General features: G+C 39.4%; 14 protein-coding genes. 4 read left to right on the forward strand and 10 right to left on the reverse strand.

Going from position 1 to position 16,254, the window contains the following annotated elements:
• Positions 1-5 precede the first annotated feature (5 nt).
• Entirely contained in the window at positions 6-1,484 is a 1,479-nt protein-coding gene (locus tag FSB73_RS10140; RefSeq protein WP_158639490.1) for an RHS repeat-associated core domain-containing protein, read from the reverse strand.
• A gap of 357 nt (positions 1,485-1,841) precedes the next feature.
• On the opposite strand from FSB73_RS10140, the gene FSB73_RS10145 reads away from it, so the two are divergent.
• Both FSB73_RS10145 and FSB73_RS10150 read left to right on the forward strand, forming a co-directional pair.
• On the forward strand, positions 1,842-2,669 hold the full coding sequence (locus FSB73_RS10145) for an SCO family protein (RefSeq protein ID WP_146781527.1): 828 nt from the start codon (positions 1,842-1,844) through the stop codon (positions 2,667-2,669).
• 91 nt (positions 2,670-2,760) lie between these two features.
• Positions 2,761-3,327, forward strand: a complete 567-nt coding sequence (locus tag FSB73_RS10150; RefSeq protein ID WP_146781529.1) for a DUF420 domain-containing protein — start codon at positions 2,761-2,763, stop codon at positions 3,325-3,327.
• Here FSB73_RS10150 and FSB73_RS10155 read toward each other — a convergent pair.
• From FSB73_RS10155 to FSB73_RS10170, 4 genes are all read right to left on the reverse strand, one after another.
• Positions 3,318-5,246, reverse strand: coding sequence for a redoxin domain-containing protein (locus tag FSB73_RS10155; RefSeq protein ID WP_146781531.1), 1,929 nt, complete (start codon positions 5,244-5,246; stop codon positions 3,318-3,320). The genes FSB73_RS10150 and FSB73_RS10155 overlap by 10 nt on opposite strands.
• A gap of 180 nt (positions 5,247-5,426) precedes the next feature.
• Positions 5,427-6,182: a polyprenol monophosphomannose synthase gene (locus FSB73_RS10160; RefSeq protein ID WP_146781533.1), complete on the reverse strand. Its 756-nt coding sequence runs from the start codon at positions 6,180-6,182 to the stop codon at positions 5,427-5,429.
• Between the two features lie 72 nt (positions 6,183-6,254).
• Positions 6,255-7,025: a 3'-5' exonuclease gene (locus tag FSB73_RS10165; RefSeq protein WP_146781535.1), complete on the reverse strand. Its 771-nt coding sequence runs from the start codon at positions 7,023-7,025 to the stop codon at positions 6,255-6,257.
• 137 nt (positions 7,026-7,162) lie between these two features.
• Positions 7,163-8,530, reverse strand: a complete 1,368-nt coding sequence (locus tag FSB73_RS10170; RefSeq protein WP_146781537.1) for a UDP-N-acetylmuramate--L-alanine ligase — start codon at positions 8,528-8,530, stop codon at positions 7,163-7,165.
• 480 nt (positions 8,531-9,010) lie between these two features.
• Between FSB73_RS10170 and FSB73_RS10175 the strand changes: the two genes are divergently transcribed.
• Positions 9,011-10,036 (forward strand): PD-(D/E)XK nuclease family transposase, encoded by a 1,026-nt coding sequence (locus FSB73_RS10175; RefSeq protein WP_158639491.1) that lies wholly within the window; start codon positions 9,011-9,013, stop codon positions 10,034-10,036.
• Between the two features lie 527 nt (positions 10,037-10,563).
• On the opposite strand, the gene FSB73_RS10180 is transcribed toward FSB73_RS10175, so the two are convergent.
• Both FSB73_RS10180 and FSB73_RS10185 read right to left on the reverse strand, forming a co-directional pair.
• Positions 10,564-11,280, reverse strand: a complete 717-nt coding sequence (locus tag FSB73_RS10180; RefSeq protein ID WP_146781541.1) for a hypothetical protein — start codon at positions 11,278-11,280, stop codon at positions 10,564-10,566.
• Between the two features lie 660 nt (positions 11,281-11,940).
• Complete coding sequence (locus FSB73_RS10185) at positions 11,941-12,369, reverse strand: hypothetical protein (protein WP_146781543.1); 429 nt, start codon at positions 12,367-12,369, stop codon at positions 11,941-11,943.
• Between the two features lie 408 nt (positions 12,370-12,777).
• Here FSB73_RS10185 and ytxJ point away from each other — a divergent pair, with 408 nt between their 5' ends.
• The gene (gene ytxJ / locus FSB73_RS10190) at positions 12,778-13,116 is read left to right on the forward strand and encodes a bacillithiol system redox-active protein YtxJ (protein ID WP_146781545.1); all 339 of its coding nucleotides are present in this window, start codon (positions 12,778-12,780) and stop codon (positions 13,114-13,116) included.
• A 24-nt stretch (positions 13,117-13,140) separates the two neighbouring features.
• Here ytxJ and dnaG read toward each other — a convergent pair whose 3' ends face one another.
• From dnaG to FSB73_RS10205, 3 genes are all read right to left on the reverse strand, one after another.
• Entirely contained in the window at positions 13,141-15,090 is a 1,950-nt protein-coding gene (gene dnaG, locus FSB73_RS10195; protein WP_225974683.1) for a DNA primase, read from the reverse strand.
• 75 nt (positions 15,091-15,165) lie between these two features.
• The gene (locus FSB73_RS10200; protein ID WP_146781547.1) at positions 15,166-15,585 is read right to left on the reverse strand and encodes a DUF423 domain-containing protein; all 420 of its coding nucleotides are present in this window, start codon (positions 15,583-15,585) and stop codon (positions 15,166-15,168) included.
• 4 nt (positions 15,586-15,589) lie between these two features.
• On the reverse strand, positions 15,590-16,099 hold the full coding sequence (locus FSB73_RS10205; RefSeq protein WP_146781548.1) for a shikimate kinase: 510 nt from the start codon (positions 16,097-16,099) through the stop codon (positions 15,590-15,592).
• Between the last annotated feature and the right edge of the window lie 155 nt (positions 16,100-16,254).

The following is a 16,254-nucleotide window of genomic DNA, read 5'->3' on the forward strand; positions in this document are numbered from 1 at the left end:
GAGATTTAATAGGTATCTAATACCGTTTTCCATGTCCCGCCCAATTGCTTTTCAAAAATTCCTTTATATTTTGCCAGTTGCTTATACCCTTGTTTTATTGCTCTTGGATTGTTAGGTTTCAGCTCATATATAGTCTTTGTGCTGAAGTTTACAAAGTCGGGTCTTATTCCAGGAATGCCTCTATATTCTTTAACAGCAATTCCTTCTACTACATCTTCCACTTTATACTCCTTGTGCATCTGCTGACCAAGCTTCAAACTGGACTTTGTAAATTCCTCACCTTCCTTGATGCCTTCTCCAACCTCCCCACCTGCGATAGCTAGACCTGTGGAAACTGTTCCTACCAAAGCTCTAGTGGCATCATTTGGAGTAGCCCATCCTCCACCTAAATGTTGCTTGCTACTTCTATCGATGAACAATTGACCTGTGACGTATATATCATCAATTGTACTATAGAAGACTCTTGCAACAATGTTCTTTGAATTTTTTAATCGTTCCCAAAATCCAGGATGATGTTCGGAAAGGGTATATTCACGGATGTGGTATTTTGGTCTCTTTTTCTTTTTGTCGTCATCGTCGCCATCTTTTTTCTCTTTACCCCATCCTTCCACATCAGCCATTTGTTTGAGCTGTTTAAAGGCATTAACAGCTGCAGCACCTGAATAGGTTACTGACTCCATTCCATCTGGGTCTATAAACCTAAGTGGGTTATCTGCTGCATAATTATAGGGAGACCATCTTCTGCCTTTTTCAGCTAAAGGGTCCGCTATGTGCCATCTGGCAATCTGAGGATCATAGAACCTGGCTCCATAATCATACTGATCCAGCCCCAAATCTTCTTGTAATTCTTTACCGTTGTATTTATACTTGTTGTGTTTAGAGGCCAATACCTGCGTAACACCGATTGCTTTCTGCTCCAGTCCAAAGGGATAATAGCTGTTTACTTCTAGTATTGGACTTGCTATGTTGTAATCATCCGTAATAACCATACGTGTATTACCTAGATGGTCCTTTAGGTAATAGTCATAAACAAAGCTACTTCCTACTGGTCGTACCCTTCCTTGTGGTGTGCCAAAGAACTGCAGCGTATCATTTTGGTAAATGGAAGACTCCAGATAGGTGGTTGTGGTAGTTACCCCACCTTGTAGGGTCTTTTTCTGCAATTTATTACCAGCTGCATCATAGATATAGCTGATTGTACCTTTACCTGTTAGGGTAATACGCTGAGGTAAATTTAAAATATTATAAACAATCCCGGAAATCTTTTTATTTGCATCTGAGATTAAATTGCCATTGGCATCATAGGTATAATCAGTTGCCGAGGCTGCTTTCGTCCCTGTATAGTGAAAATCGCCCAGGGTAGTGGAGGCGTCATTAGACGCGTCCACTACATTTTTAAGCTGATTGCTGCTGGTGTTGTAATGATAAGTTAGTTGGTCAATCAAGGCTAAAGTACTTCCTGATTTTAGACCATACTGGTTCATTGTCAGTATATTGCCATTATGGTCATAGCTTAGGTGACGGCTGCATAAAAAACGCTCGCATTTTCTCATAACTCCTCAACAAGCTAAGCAGGAGTGTTCCAATTGCTGCACAGGTCTAATTAAAAGAAAACAAACAGCCAAATATTTAGTGAATTTTTTTCTACCAGATTAAGGCACTTAAATCTGGTATTTTATATTAATTATTTTGTAATGTATTTTTAATCTAATACGCTGACCTTTAAATAGCCACTTTCAGCCAATATTTTATCTTTTTAAACATTAAATGACTGACCTTTGCCTGTGTCAGCTTTTTGGGGGATAACCCCATATCCTAATTATGAACGTCAACTCTAAGCGATGAGCAAAAAAGCACTATTGGGTATTATTGTAGCCCTGATTATTCCACTTACCGGTTATTTAATACTGAAATACGCCAGTAGTAAAAATATCCACATGCCGAAGCACTATATTTTGGATAGTGTAGTCACACATGAGGTGAATGGCAAAATGGAGCGTGATTCCATCTGGCATACAGTTCAAAATATCAAATTGGTCAATCAGTTAGGGGATACCGTCCATTTATATGATTTACAGGGGAAGGTCATTGTGGCCGACTTCTTTTTCACCAGTTGCGGTTCCATTTGTCCTTACCTAACAAAGAATATGGTCCGTTTACAGCGGTCTTTTGAAAAGGGCGGCGATAAGCGGGGAGATTTGCTTGGCGTTAATAATGTACAATTTTTATCCTTCTCCATAGATCCATTACGTGATTCAGTAAGCAGATTAAAAGCTTATGCTGATAAATATGGGGTGAACGGAGATAACTGGTGGTTCCTTACCGGAAACCGGGATTCTATTTATGATTTTATTTTCCACCAACTAAGAGTGGATAAATATGATAATGAAACGCCTATAGATCCAAATTTTGCGCATACCGGCAGATTTGTATTATTAGACAGGGATTTTGGCATCAGAGGTTATTATAATGGACTAGACACAGTGAGCGATCTTCCCAGGTTGGCTGAAGATATTGGCAAGCTGATGGTGGAAAGGGACGCAAAACATCCTGCACCATTACCATTTGACCCTGTTGAAATGGTCATTGCCTTATTTATTACGATAGTGGTGATTATATTTATCTATTACGGGCTGCTTAAGAAAAAGAAAGATCCTGTAACAAAATAGGCCATTTATTGTTTTAAGGCAATGAAGAGCAGGCGTTAACCTGTTGATGATTGTCAAAATTAATTATCCGCACCACTTCCAAATATTTATTATGAACCACCAAAATCAAACGCCATTAGGGCCGACCATTGCTAAAAATGACAAAAAAGCCAAAAGGCTGATTGGATTATTCTCTGTCATTGTATTTCTGGTGATCGTTGCGCTTGGAAAGTATAAGTTAACAGGTGTGGATTTGGGATTTAATCCACACGTATTCGGACTGATTAGTGCCATCATTAATACTATTGTGACTTTTGTTTTGATTGCTGCGCTTATCGCCGTTAAGTCCAGGCATTATTTATTACACAAAAAATTAATGATCACGGCCCTTGTATTGTCTGTATTATTTCTTTGCGCCTATATCTGTCATAATTTATTTGCGGGAGAAACAAGATTTGGTGGGACAGGCACCATTCGTACGGTTTACCTGACGCTGTTAGCCACCCATATCGTTCTTGCTGCTGTGATGCTCCCCATTATCTTATTTACCGCCTATAGAGGGCTAACTGGAGAGTGGGCAAAGCATAAGAAAATTGCCAGGATCACCTGGCCGCTATGGCTTTATATTGCTATTAGCGGCCCGATCATTTATTGTATGATTAGTCCCTATTACTCCTGATTTTCCTTTTTTGCCAGTTCAATCATAATGGATAGCTCTTCGGCCAGTTTTTCACTATTGCCGTCAAAGCCCACTGCCTTAAACCGAATTTTGCCGGTTTTGTCGAGCACAAATTTGGTTGGAATGCCGGTGACCTCGTAAGCGCTTACAGTTTTATAGGCTTGTTTTTCCTTAGTGGTGGGATCATCCAGTACTACGTGGAAAGAATAGTTATTATCTGCCATCAGCTTTTGAACATCTTTTTTCCTTTCTTCCATGGTGGGTTGCCTTTCCCAGGTGTCAATAAAAAGAAAAACGACGTCTGGATCATTTTTATATTTATCCAGGGCCATTTGCATACCAGGAAAGGACATTTTGCAAGGGCCGCACCAGGTTGCCCAAAAATCAATGATGACCACTTTGCCTTTAAGAGAATCCAGCGCTACCGTTTTACCATCCAAATCCTTTAGGCTAAATGTATGTCCGGGCAGATCTAGCATAGATTTTTTAATTTCTGCACTTTTCTTCTCAAAGGCTACTGCTTCCAGTTTATCATAATAAGCGGTAAACCCGCTGTCTGAATTATTGACGCTCTGGTAAGCCTCCTGCATCAGCTTTTTCATGCTTTGATTACCTTGGCCTGCCTTGATAAATGCAGCTCCTTTATCCAGCACTGTTTCTGGATCATGATTGGCCAGCAGGTATTGCAGATAACGACCATTGACATCCGCGTCTGTTTGCATCCCATCAATTACTTTTTGCTGGATATCCAATGCATCTTTGACTTTTCCCTGCTGGAAGAGTAAATAGGCGTAAGTATCGGCCACCATGCTATAGTTGGACTGGCATACTTTTGCCCAATCGTCTTTGGTGTAATAAGTCGGACGGTCATCTTTCATCTTAAGTGCAGCATCTACCGATTTTTTGGCAAGTGTTACACCCAGATCCAGACTGTCTTTTACCTCAGCTTCGGCAATGGGCCAGGCGGCTGAATTATAGATAGAAGACCGCATGCTGTTTATGTTTACCTTGTCTGCATACTGCTGAAATTTATCCGCATTGTTCTCTTCCCAGTACTTTTTGGCAACGATATAATAAAATTGCTGAGGATTGATGATATCCTCTGGTTTAAGATTTTTATAATCGCTCATTAATGCATCATAGGCCATTACCATGGAATCTGCGCTACCTTTTTTAAAGATATTACCAACTTGGTCTCTGGCGGAAAGCAGACCATGTGGATATAGTGCAAGTAGGCTGTCCTTATATTGCTGCATATTATCCCTGTCAAAATTTGCGAGTACGCCGTAGACTTTAATGAGGGAGTCTTCCGGCGCTTTGCGCGCGATCATCTGCTCCCAATCACTTTTAACGGCTCCCAGTACGGTGACTCTATCTCTGCTATAAAGCCCAGCTGTCAAATAAGCATCGTGATAAATGTCTTTTTGATCCGGATGCTGAGAAAATTCCTTTTCATAAAGGGTAACTGCCGTATCAAAATTTCTGTTGATCCCCAATAGGGCGGCCATATTTCCATAAAAGGTGGCCTCAGAGGCGTAGGTGCCCAGGCTGGGCTGATTTTCTGTGTAGACATTATAAACATAGCCTTTGCCCTCATTTTTGTCGGTATTCTTGTCGTCTTTAAAAACCAGTGCAAAGGCCTGCGCTGAGTCGGGGAGTGTAAAGCTGCCGATCAGTTTGTCACCCATCATGGCATGGCTGAGTTGCTCGGCATAAATTCTACTCTCTACACTATAATATAAAATACTTTTCAGCACGGGACTGTTGGAAAGCTTCCCTGTATATTGAAAGCCGATTCTTCTATGCACTTTCGGATAATTCATGGACAGCTCCAATTGGCTGCCTTCTTGCGCACTACCCAAAACAGGGAACAGGAAAAAAAGTCCAGTAATAACCCACAATAATTTTACCTTTTGCATCTTACTAAGGATTTGAATTTTAGTTAGTATTCTAGCGTTAGTGTCCGTTTAAATTAACGGACAATAGCGCATACTTCCCAGCAAGTTAAGGAATTAACGGCGCTTTATGAAAAATGATGCAAAAACTATTTTTTGTGTAAAAATGTTCAGAAGTATGGATTATAAGTAGACTACAGCCCTTTATTTAACGGAGGCCTCCATAGATACGGAAGCTTTATAATTTTTAAACAGACTGTGCCATTGGAGCTTGAGTACGCCAACAATACCCTCTTTAATAATACCTTTACTCATTTTGCTGGCACCGAAAGTTCTGTCTTTGAAGGTAATGGGTACTTCGGTAATTTTAAAGCCCAATTTCCAGGAGGCAAATTTCATCTCTACCTGAAAGGCATAGCCAACAAACTTGATGGCATCAAAATTTATGGAAGATAATACCTCATTACGGTAACATACAAACCCAGCGGTCGGATCGCCTACGGGCATCCAGGTGATAAGGCGGGTGTATAAAGCGCCTCCTTTGGAGTATATTCTTCTGTCAAGGGGCCAATTCTGGATGGCGCCCCCCTTGACATAACGGCTGCCGATGGCGACATCTGCCCCGTCGTCTTTACAGGCTTTGTAAAGCCTTTCCAGGTCATCTGGGTTGTGCGAAAAATCAGCATCCATCTCAAAAATGAACTGGTAACCCCTTTCCATGGCCCATTTGAAACCATGGATATAAGCAGTACCCAGTCCCAGTTTTCCACTGCGCTGTTCTAAAAATAATTTATCGGGGAAAACTTGCATTAAAGATTTGACAATCAATGCGGTGCCATCTGGAGAACCATCATCAATTACCAATATGTGATAGTTAAGGTTCATGGAAAATACATAGCGCACAATTGCTTCAATATTTTCCTTTTCGTTGTAAGTGGGTATGATAACAAGTTTCTCCAAAAAATGGTAATTTGAGGCTCAAAATAAGAATTAAAAATATATAATTCCTTGGGTATTTATGTTAAAGGCGATTTATTTTTTACCGGGGAAAACTTGCCTGAAGATTTCAGAAATTACTTGTTTGGTATGTAATGGGAAATCGCCGCGCATCATCCAGTCATAATACTGCGGTTCTTCTCTAAAGACAAGATGTGCAGCTTTTCCCTTATATTTTCCAAAATTAAATATAATTTCTTCGCCTTTAAATACAAAACGTCGGGCCATATCTACAATTTTATCCTCTCCGGTGAACTGTAATATACTATTAAGAGAATGGCCGATGTTGGGGTATTTGTCAATCTGCGCCTGTAAAACCTCCCAGGTGGCTTCCACATCCGCCGTAGCACTATGGGCGTCTTCCAGGTTTTTATTACAATAGAATTGATAAGCAGCACTTAATGTTCTGGGTTCCATTTTATGGTAAATCTTTTGAACATCCAATAATTTTCTGTCACTTAAGGAAAAAGTGACGCCTGCCCTTAAATATTCTTCAACTAATAATGGCACATCAAATCGATTGGAGTTGTATCCACCTAAATCGCAATTGTCCAAAAAACGAACAACTTCCGCTGCGATTTCTTTAAACAGGGGTGCATCTTTAACCATCTCATCTGTAATGCCATGGATATCTGAAGATTCCTTGGGTATGGGCATACCAGGATTGACTAGTCTTCTCAGTCGGCTCTTTTCGCCAGTTGGTTCTATTCGGACAATGGCCAGCTCAACGATTTTGTCGGTAGCCGGATTAATACCCGTTGACTCGATATCAAAAAAGGCGATTGGTTTTAAGAGCTCTATATTCATGGCTTTATTATAGTTATTAACGTAGATGCGATAAATTCTGGCAGGAAAGATAAGAAGGTTTTACAAAATGGGCGTATTTTTTGGTGCCCTGCCTTGAAGCTGGTGTGCTTTCCTGTTAATTTAACCTCCGTTTACCTCTATTTGGATTTAGTTTGTTGAATCCAGCCTGCCAGGTCAAGTCCGTCATAGTTCCCGCTACTCATCAGCAAAATATTTACATTTTTAAGCGGGGTCGTATTTAATATTTTCTCTAATTCGACCTTGTCCTGGATTACTTTAAGCCCTGGTTTGTCAAAGCCCGCTTCAACGCTCTGGGGAGGCAATGGGGCCATTTTTTTCATGGCTAACGCATGGGGTGTATAAAAAACAATGGCCTGATCCGCCGCGTCCATTGCACCTTTGTATTGCTGCATAAAGTGAGCATTTAGACTACTATAGGTGTGTAGTTCCAAAACCGCTAGAAGTTGCCTTTCGGGAAATTGTTGTTTTACGGCCTGAATCGTTGCCTTGACTTTACTGGGTGCATGTGCAAAGTCTCTGAATATACTGACTCCATTTGCCGGATCCTGATAGAGTAATTCCAGTCTTTTTGCTGCGCCACTAAAACTGGATGCTGCTTCCAGTATAGCTGATGGCGATAATCCAAGTTCTTTGCAAACTAAGAAGGCGGCATGAAGATTAAGCAAATTATGATCTCCAAATACACCAAGGGCAGTTTTAACACTTTCCAACTCAATATAGGTTACGCCATCTTTGATCTCGTGCACTGGAATCTGATAAGGCGCAAAGCGAATATCCGCTCTTTTTTCTTCTGCCACTAATTGTTGCAATGCAGGATCTGATGCGTTATAGATCAGGATGCCTCCTGGTTCAATTTTTTGAATAAAGATGCGGAATTGCTCCAGATAAAAATCAAAAGTGGGAAATACATTAATATGATCCCAGGCGATGCCTGTTATAACTGCGATATGCGGATAGAGGAAGTGGAACTTAGGAACTGGTTTTAAGGCGCTGGCTGGGTATTCATCGGCTTCTGCTACCAAAATAGGCGCCTCGGTAATCTGGACACTTTGTTCAAATCCCTGTAGCCTGGCACCCACCAGGTAATCAAATGCCTTTTTATTTTGTGACAGGATATGCATGACCATGGCGGTCGTAGAAGTTTTGCCATGGCTACCCCCGATGGCTACACGCACTTTTTCCTTGCTTTCCTGATATATATATTCCGGAAATGAATATATCTTTAAATGTAACGCTTGGGCCTTTAGTAGTTCGGGGTTATCTGCTCTGGCGTGCATGCCGACGATGACCGCATCCAACTGCTCGGTAATATTGTCGCCGTGCCAACCCATAATCGCTGGCAATAATCCGGCAGCTTCCAGCACCGATCTGGCCGGATCAAAGATTTCGTCATCAGAACCGGTGATCTGATAACCTTTTTTTTGCAGTGCAATGGCTAACTGATGCATTACGCTGCCTCCGATGGATATAAAATGGATCCTCATATCATTTAAATCATGTGACCGAAAAGGTCCTTATTTTAGAATTTAACTGCAAAATAAAGATAATTTATACTTCTTAAGGGAAATGGTTCTGGCTATAAGATTTGCCATCAAAACATCCTGCTCTATCTAAAACTAATAATTTTACATTTTTTTGAATATTTTAGTATTATTCTTGGGAATTTTGATTTTATGGAGTATCTTTGTTTCCACAGCAGATAATTTGGGATGGTTGCTGATATTCGATTTGCTGCTGTTAAGTAGAGGATTATTGCCGGTTTTACCGTTTTTTTATTTTATAACTGGGACTGTGAGTTGATTTTAAAACGAATTTTAAAATCTAACTGGAAGGTCTTGCTGAATTTTACAAGTATGAAAGATCAATTGAGTTTTGGTTTAAGGCCCGCAAATGCACCTTCCAGGTTATACGTAACGGGTGGTGGTCAGTTGATAGATCACGAGGTAGCTGAGAAAAGGCATGAAATGGACCATGGATGGGAATGGTCCGGTCAAAATAATGATCAGAACGAAAAATGGACGGATGAGGCCATTAAATTGGCTGCAGAAGATTTAAGAAAAGACGCAGCTTTCAGATTATTTTTAGGAAATAATCTGTACAAAAAGGAAGTGGCCATTCCATTTCACAGAGCTTTTTGGGGCCATAGGGCAAAGATTAAGGATTTGGTTCTGAAATCTAATGATTTTAAGGGTGCGACATTAGATTCCAGAAATATGGCCCCTGACATTGTGTGGCAAGAACCAAATACAAAATCCGTTTTTTTAACCGAAATGCAAAGAGAAAGGCAGCTATTTTACGGGGATAGAGTTTCTCTGTATGAAGGGAAAGCTCGTTGCTTGTTTGCAATTAAGGGTATTGATTGGGATTTTCAACAAGTGCCGATACATGTTTTAGGCTTGGCAGATTTTGACTTAAATAGGAAAAATCGGATGGATTATATTCATGAATTTATCAGTACCAATCAAAAAGATCCCGAAGAATTGTTTTGTGGGAAAGATTGGAAAATGCTGATTGATCTGCCGAAATTCCGCAAAGCGGTACCTGAAAATTATTCAGAAAGAGATAAATGGCTTTTTATTTTGAATAATTTCCACAACTTAAGAGAAACACCAACATTTTTGAAGGGTGGCTACTTTGAAGATGTTATTGAAATAGCCAAACAATTAAATCAAACTAAAATGGAAGAATTTATGAACATGCTGGATGATTTCCACTGGAGAGATCGCGTAAGGAAATTAGAGCGGCTGACAAAAGAACGTGTTGAAGAAAATGCAATAGCAGTGGGTAGGACGCAAGGCAGAGCAGAAGGAATAATTGAAGGTAAAGCAGAAGGTAAAGCAGAAGGGTTAATTGAAGGAGAAGTAAAGGGTACGATAAATACCATCAAATCCTTTTTGGCTGCTAACCCGAACCTTTTGAAAAAATCGGTAAAAGATGTTGCAGCTATGTTTCAAGTTGATGAACAGTTGGTGAGGCCGCTTATGGCCTAGTCCAAAGTAGATAATTGATAACTCGATTCTTTATTTTCTCTTAGCAGCTCAATTATTCTGATTACGCAACAAAAAGCTGATTCAATCAATGGATATGGCAAAGTACCTCCAGGTTTGTTTTGAGTTGTTTGTTAATGGAAATGATGCACTAACTTTATGTGTTATACTAACATTTTGAATTAGTGCATTTTACATTCAAGGAAAGTTTCCTTCTTGTTACTAAACTGTTCACAAATGGCCTGTACACGTTTATCAATTTTAATGTGACACGATGGGACCTTGATGCTAAATGCAAGGAAAACCTTATGATATGAAGCTTACAAGTATTTATGACATTTCAAATCAGAATAGCATCTTCGATGCCGCAAGTAAAGAATACGTAGTTTTTAATATAAATAGACATATGTGGTTGCCATTAATAATAAATTTAAAAAGACTTTTTGATAAACAAAGTGCTATTTGATACTAATGTTCCCGCAACTATTTTTTAAAATATTAATTGCAAGATTCTGAATTAATGAATTATTCTATATAACATCAGTAAATACACAATCGAACAAGGTTGCCGTACCTTCAACTTTAAGATTCGTTGTGACTCCTGGTATAATATTATTTGCAAATTTCGAATCTAATGGTTTATATTTAAAGATCTTCGTTTGACAATCAAGCACTTTCGCCATACAATCTTTTAAATTAGCTGGATATTCATTTAAAGAATAAATAGTTTCTGTTTCATCTTTAAATAATTTATAAAATTCAGGGATTGATTCCAGTAAACCCTTTAATTGCATCTGTTTCTCTTTAAGATCCATAAAAATATTTTGTTTATTAAAGAGATCCTTAATCTTAGAGTTAATTTCAGGATAATTCACGATCTCATCTTTGATTGTGGATATATCAATAATCGTTAATGGTTTCTCTTTAATTTTGAACGCAAAATAGTTGGATATAACTGAGACGAAAATTTGAATTATGTATTGGCTATCTATATTTAATTTAGCAATTATTTTAAAACATGGCAACGAATAAGAAAACGTCGTCAAATCATTAATTGAATACCATTCAACCTTCTGTGCTAAACATTCTTTAAATTGTGTCCACCTTTTATCTATTTTTGCTTCATTAAGTTTATTTTTTAAAATTGAGCTCAAACCATCAACTTCATTATACTGGTTTTCTTGTTCATTGATTTTGTAATTTAAATTTATTTCCTTTAATAAATCAATATATTCACTAATATCCATAATTATTCAGGATTAAGATTTTTTAAAAGATTCAGTAATTATCAGTGGTGCGCTTTGAGATCTCCTTCCGTTATAATTGCTGTAACGACACCAGTTATGTTACTATTTATAATGTTCATTGTAGTTTCACCAGGCATATTTTGCGCCAGCCATTCCTAAAAAATGACTCTTAAACATACTTTTATATTGAGCGGTTGTTGTCGCTGTTCCAGATAACAGATTTTCCGATATATGGTAAGATGTGCAACCCTTCGCATCTTCTGATATTGCCTTTTGAGAATATTTTGCAAATCACCTGCAATGTCATTTTTAAGCTATAGTCCTCCATAGTTTTGAGTTGGTGCAAAATCTTCAGCGCCTTCTCATAAAAATATCATGTTTGGCCCAAATATATCTTCCCCAAATACTAGGCTAAAGTTGACTGATGTATATGAAGGGATTATGCTCCACAATTTTGAATTAGCATGGTTCCTTCCTTTGAAATTTTAATGTTTTTAAACAAATTCACCGTCCATCAATAGGGCGTATCTGAACTATAAAATTATTTTAAAGTTGCGGTTTCCAAATATAATATTTTTTATAAAAACATTTGGTATTTTTTTAGGAAATAATGGTGGCAATTGTAATATTAAGCTAATATTTTAGCTATAATTGCTACGCCTATTTGTATTGTACAAATACCGGACTCAAAATATAATTATTATTTTGTGCTGTAGTAATGGATGTTCTGGTAATGGTACTATCCCCGAAAGTATTTACTTTGGATTCTTGCGTTGTGGTTGTTTTGAATGTAGGGATGGCAGAGCTGTTTTCCTGATCATACAAAATGACTGCGTCTGCCCCGATTTTTTTGCCTTGTTCAATAAGTGATTTTTTTGCCTTTTCAGAAATTTCTGAAAGCAGTGTATATGCATTGCCTTTAAACGTTGCCCTGCCTAAAACCTGATAGGGGGTGGAGATGTCTTTAGCATATAGATACAGGTCAACATTATCAGAAGGCGTGGTACTTCTCCCGTAATAATTTACGCGTAAAGCTGAACAGGAACTTAAAAATATCAGGATCCCCAAAAGACCAGTAAGTTTTTTCATGGTGTATTTTTTATGTGTTGGTATATATGCTACTGTTTTACAGTTAGATAGACTTGATTAGGTTAGGCAGAGTTTAATCCAGACGTAAAAAAGGGTTTTATTCAATGCTGGTGATACCTGGATTTTTCAATATTGGCAAATAGAGGAATCGAAAAAAGGATTCCAAAGACCAGATTAAAGGAACTTCAAAAGTGAAATAACAATTAAGTCCTTATGGGGAGCCAAAAATTTAATTGTCAAATTGCGAGACATTGTCTTAATCTGGAATGAAAACTGGAAATTGTGGTGCAAATGCCTAGTTATACTATCCAAAGCACTATCCTTCTGGAGCTATTTAATTTCGACTGTTTTTGCCTAACTTTGCATTCTATATAATGAGAGAATGGAACCGGTGAAAAGTAAAATATTATGATAGATTGGCAACCCTTAGATAGCGAAGCGCAATTAACAAATCTTATAGCGCATTCAGAAACAAAACCACAGATTATATTAAAACATAGTATATCCTGTCCAACAAGTTCAATGGTCAAAAGCAGACTGGATCGTTCCCAAAGGAGCGAGACGGCTGATTATTATCTGTTGGATTTGTGGAACTACAGAGCGATTTCAGATCTGGTTGCTCATAAATTTGGAGTGCGCCATGAATCACCACAACTGTTGATTATTCATGAAGGCAAATGTGTTTACCATGAGAGTCATTATGGGATCACCCAGGAGGCTATCCAGGCCAGTGTAGCGGCTATTTAAATATAACAGCACCTAATTGATCGGTCAGGTTTTTTCTTCCGTTTTTAAGTGCTTTTGAATGGAGAGTTGTTTTAACTGCTCTTCAAAATCGGTACATTCCATGAGTTCTTTTTGGGTGATCTCCAGCATTTGCTTAATCTTTCTGAGTTTAAAGTAGATGACGCTGTTGAGGGCATCCTGTTTTGAAAGATCTCTATTGACGATACTGTCCGATTTTTTGCCGGGTATTTTCTCATCCCAGCGACGGCTGATTTCATAGGGAGTCAAAGTAATGGTGACCACCAGATCCTGCATACTTTTGTCCTCTATATATTGGAAGGATGCAGTATCAGGGTTTTCCCCTGCATTATAAGCTCTCCGGTAATACTCCAGCAATTTCTCATTTTGTTCATTCTCAAAGGGAAAGCCTTGGATTTCCTCAAAAATATAATCAGCAATCGTCCAGTTCTCTTTCCAGGGTTTTAATCCAAACTCAAGAAGTATCCTTAGGAGATTCCTTTCCTGGATACTGCCCGTATCCAGCATGGCGAGCTCTGCCGCAGCGGCTGGTGCATCAATGTCATCTGGTGCAGATGGATCTGCCTTATTAGGAAGACTATTTGCCTGGTCTCCAGGTTGTTGATAGCGCTGATCCTGATGTTGCTTTTTCTCAAGTTTAGATAGGCCGTCTCTTTTGTATTTATTGACCAGTGTAGTCAGTCCATGTTCGTCGATTTTTAAAATGCCGGAACACTGACGGATATATTCTTGTTGCTTGGTAAAGTCCTCTGCCTTACTGATTTTACTGAGAGACTCAGCGATACGGTTGACGGCATCATTTTTTTTGGTAATATCCGATCCGGCGTCTCTTAGCAGAATTTCTAGTTGGAAAAGGATAAAATCCTTTTTGTTTTTTTGAATAAATTCTTTGAACTGCTCTGCACCAAGTTGCCGCACATAACTATCTGGATCCTCTCCGTCCGGTATGAGCACCAGTCGAACGTTTAATCCTTCTTCCAGCGCCATATCCAATCCTCTGAGGGCAGCTTTTATACCTGCATTGTCCCCGTCATATATAATGGTCAGATTTTGGGTGTACTTTTTAATCAATCGCAACTGATCAATGGTCAGTGAAGTGCCGCCACTGGCCACCACATTTTCGATGCCAGCCTGTGCTAAGCCGAGTACATCGGTATATCCTTCCACCAGCAGACATTCATTTTCCTTATCGATGGTGTGGCGGGCAAAATAACTACCGTATAAAATCCTGCTTTTTACATAGATCTCATTTTCCGGGGTATTGATGTATTTCGGGGCCTTGTCCTTTTTGCCGATAATACGCGCACCAAAGCCAATGACCTTACCTGAGTTATTGTGGATGGGAAAAATAATCCGGCCTCTGTAATTATCCTGCAGGCGGTCCTGATAACTACGCACCAGGCCTGATTTTAAAAGAACATCCCGGCTGTATTGATTTTTAACGGCAGCCTGGGACAGGCTGTCCGGTAAATCTGGGTTATAACCCAGACCAAACTTTTCGATAATAGGCAGGTTAAAGCCCCGCTCCTTTAGATAACTTAAGGCAATATGTTGCCCTTCCTCTGTATCCAGCAATTGTTCATGAAAGAATTTCTGGGCAAAGCCATTGACGATATACAGGCTTTCTGCGGCTTGCATATGCTCCCTGGCTTCCTCGCTCATGGCCGTTTCTTCTACTGCAATGCCATACCGCTTAGCCAGCCATTTAATCGCTTCAACATAACTGTACTTTTCATGCTCCATGACAAAGGAAATGGCATTACCACTTTTGCCACAGCCAAAGCATTTAAAAATGCCTTTGCTTTGAGAGACATTAAAAGACGGCGTCTTTTCTCCATGGAAAGGACATAAGCCCAAATAATTAGAGCCCCTTCGTCTGAGTTTCACAAACTCGCCTACCACATCGACAATATCAATGCGGTCTGTGACTTCGCGTATGGTTTCCGGGGCGATCATATTTTGTACTGTATCAATCTGTTAATTAAATCCGATGGAAATCAGCCTAAGCCTAGGGGTAGACTAAGCGTTTGGCTACTTTAGCTCCTGCTTTTGGGTTTTTCCAAAAGATGCCGCCAAAAGTATCCAGGCTGCAATAAAGCAAACGCCGCCAAAAGGCGTAATAATGCCTAATTTTAATAAGGCCGGATTTGCGGCGCCCATGGCAAAAGTAAGTGCATATAAGGAGCCACTAAATAAAATAATGCCCGCTATAAAGAGTCGGCCGGCCCATTTAAGCCGGTTGTTATTGCCGCTCATAAAAAGGATGCCGGTTAATGCCAGTGCAAAAACGTGGTACATCTGGTAACGAACCCCCACTTCAAAAACCTGCAAGGCCTCAGCAGATACCTGGCTTTTAAGGCCATGTGCGCCAAAGGCACCTAATATTACGCCAAGGGCGCCAAGTAAAGCGGCAATTTTAATAAAACAAGTATTGATTTTATAATTATTCATGATCTTATTTATGAGGTTCAAGGATCTGTTCAAATGTTGCGGCAGAAATTTCTTTTCCGCTGAGCCGATAAGTGGCCTTTTTATAAAAAACTGACCGTTCCGCTAATTTTGTTGCAATATACGTCCTGAGTTCGTCATCTGCAAGCCTGGCAACAAGGGGACGCGCTTCCCGGCCCTGTCTTAAACGACCGATAATGATTTCCAGTGGCTCATCCAGCCAAATTGTAATACCCATACGATTCATAAAATCCATATTGCCTGGCTGACAGGGGGCTCCGCCACCTGTAGCCATCACAAAATCAGCGCCTTCTGCTAATTTTCTAAGCGTATTGGATTCTATTTGTCGAAACCTCGCTTCACCTTGGGTCGCAAAAATCTCCGTGATCGTTTGGCCTTCTTGCTTTTCAATTACTTCGTCCAGATCATAATGCGGGAGTGATAATTTGCGGGCAAGTTTGCCAGCCCAGTGCGATTTACCCACACCCATCATACCTACCAAAAAGATTTTTGCCATATACTCCTTTTCAAATGTGCCAAAAATACAAATTAATATGGCGGTCCTTTGAAAATTCTATAAATTTACGATTTTATAGCAGTTTATGTCATACATGTTTTATAAATATATGAGGCTCGTCGTATTATCAAATTAATGATTACAGTGACGATGGC

This window comes from Arachidicoccus ginsenosidivorans, assembly GCF_007971385.1.
Lineage (GTDB): Bacteria > Bacteroidota > Bacteroidia > Chitinophagales > Chitinophagaceae > Arachidicoccus > Arachidicoccus ginsenosidivorans.

Bases quoted from the DNA above. Each gene is read 5' to 3' on its own strand.
- FSB73_RS10140 (WP_158639490.1), bottom strand. From the start codon at position 1,484: ATGAACCAGTATGGTCTAAAATCAGGAAGTACTTTAGCCTTGATTGAC.
- FSB73_RS10145 (WP_146781527.1), top strand. From the start codon at position 1,842: ATGAGCAAAAAAGCACTATTGGGTATTATTGTAGCCCTGATTATTCCA.
- FSB73_RS10150 (WP_146781529.1), top strand. From the start codon at position 2,761: ATGAACCACCAAAATCAAACGCCATTAGGGCCGACCATTGCTAAAAAT.
- FSB73_RS10155 (WP_146781531.1), bottom strand. From the start codon at position 5,246: ATGCAAAAGGTAAAATTATTGTGGGTTATTACTGGACTTTTTTTCCTG.
- FSB73_RS10165 (WP_146781535.1), bottom strand. From the start codon at position 7,025: ATGAATATAGAGCTCTTAAAACCAATCGCCTTTTTTGATATCGAGTCA.
- FSB73_RS10170 (WP_146781537.1), bottom strand. From the start codon at position 8,530: ATGAGGATCCATTTTATATCCATCGGAGGCAGCGTAATGCATCAGTTA.
- FSB73_RS10175 (WP_158639491.1), top strand. From the start codon at position 9,011: ATGGACCATGGATGGGAATGGTCCGGTCAAAATAATGATCAGAACGAA.
- FSB73_RS10180 (WP_146781541.1), bottom strand. From the start codon at position 11,280: ATGGATATTAGTGAATATATTGATTTATTAAAGGAAATAAATTTAAAT.
- FSB73_RS10185 (WP_146781543.1), bottom strand. From the start codon at position 12,369: ATGAAAAAACTTACTGGTCTTTTGGGGATCCTGATATTTTTAAGTTCC.
- ytxJ (WP_146781545.1), top strand. From the start codon at position 12,778: ATGATAGATTGGCAACCCTTAGATAGCGAAGCGCAATTAACAAATCTT.
- dnaG (WP_225974683.1), bottom strand. From the start codon at position 15,090: ATGATCGCCCCGGAAACCATACGCGAAGTCACAGACCGCATTGATATT.
- FSB73_RS10200 (WP_146781547.1), bottom strand. From the start codon at position 15,585: ATGAATAATTATAAAATCAATACTTGTTTTATTAAAATTGCCGCTTTA.
- FSB73_RS10205 (WP_146781548.1), bottom strand. From the start codon at position 16,099: ATGGCAAAAATCTTTTTGGTAGGTATGATGGGTGTGGGTAAATCGCAC.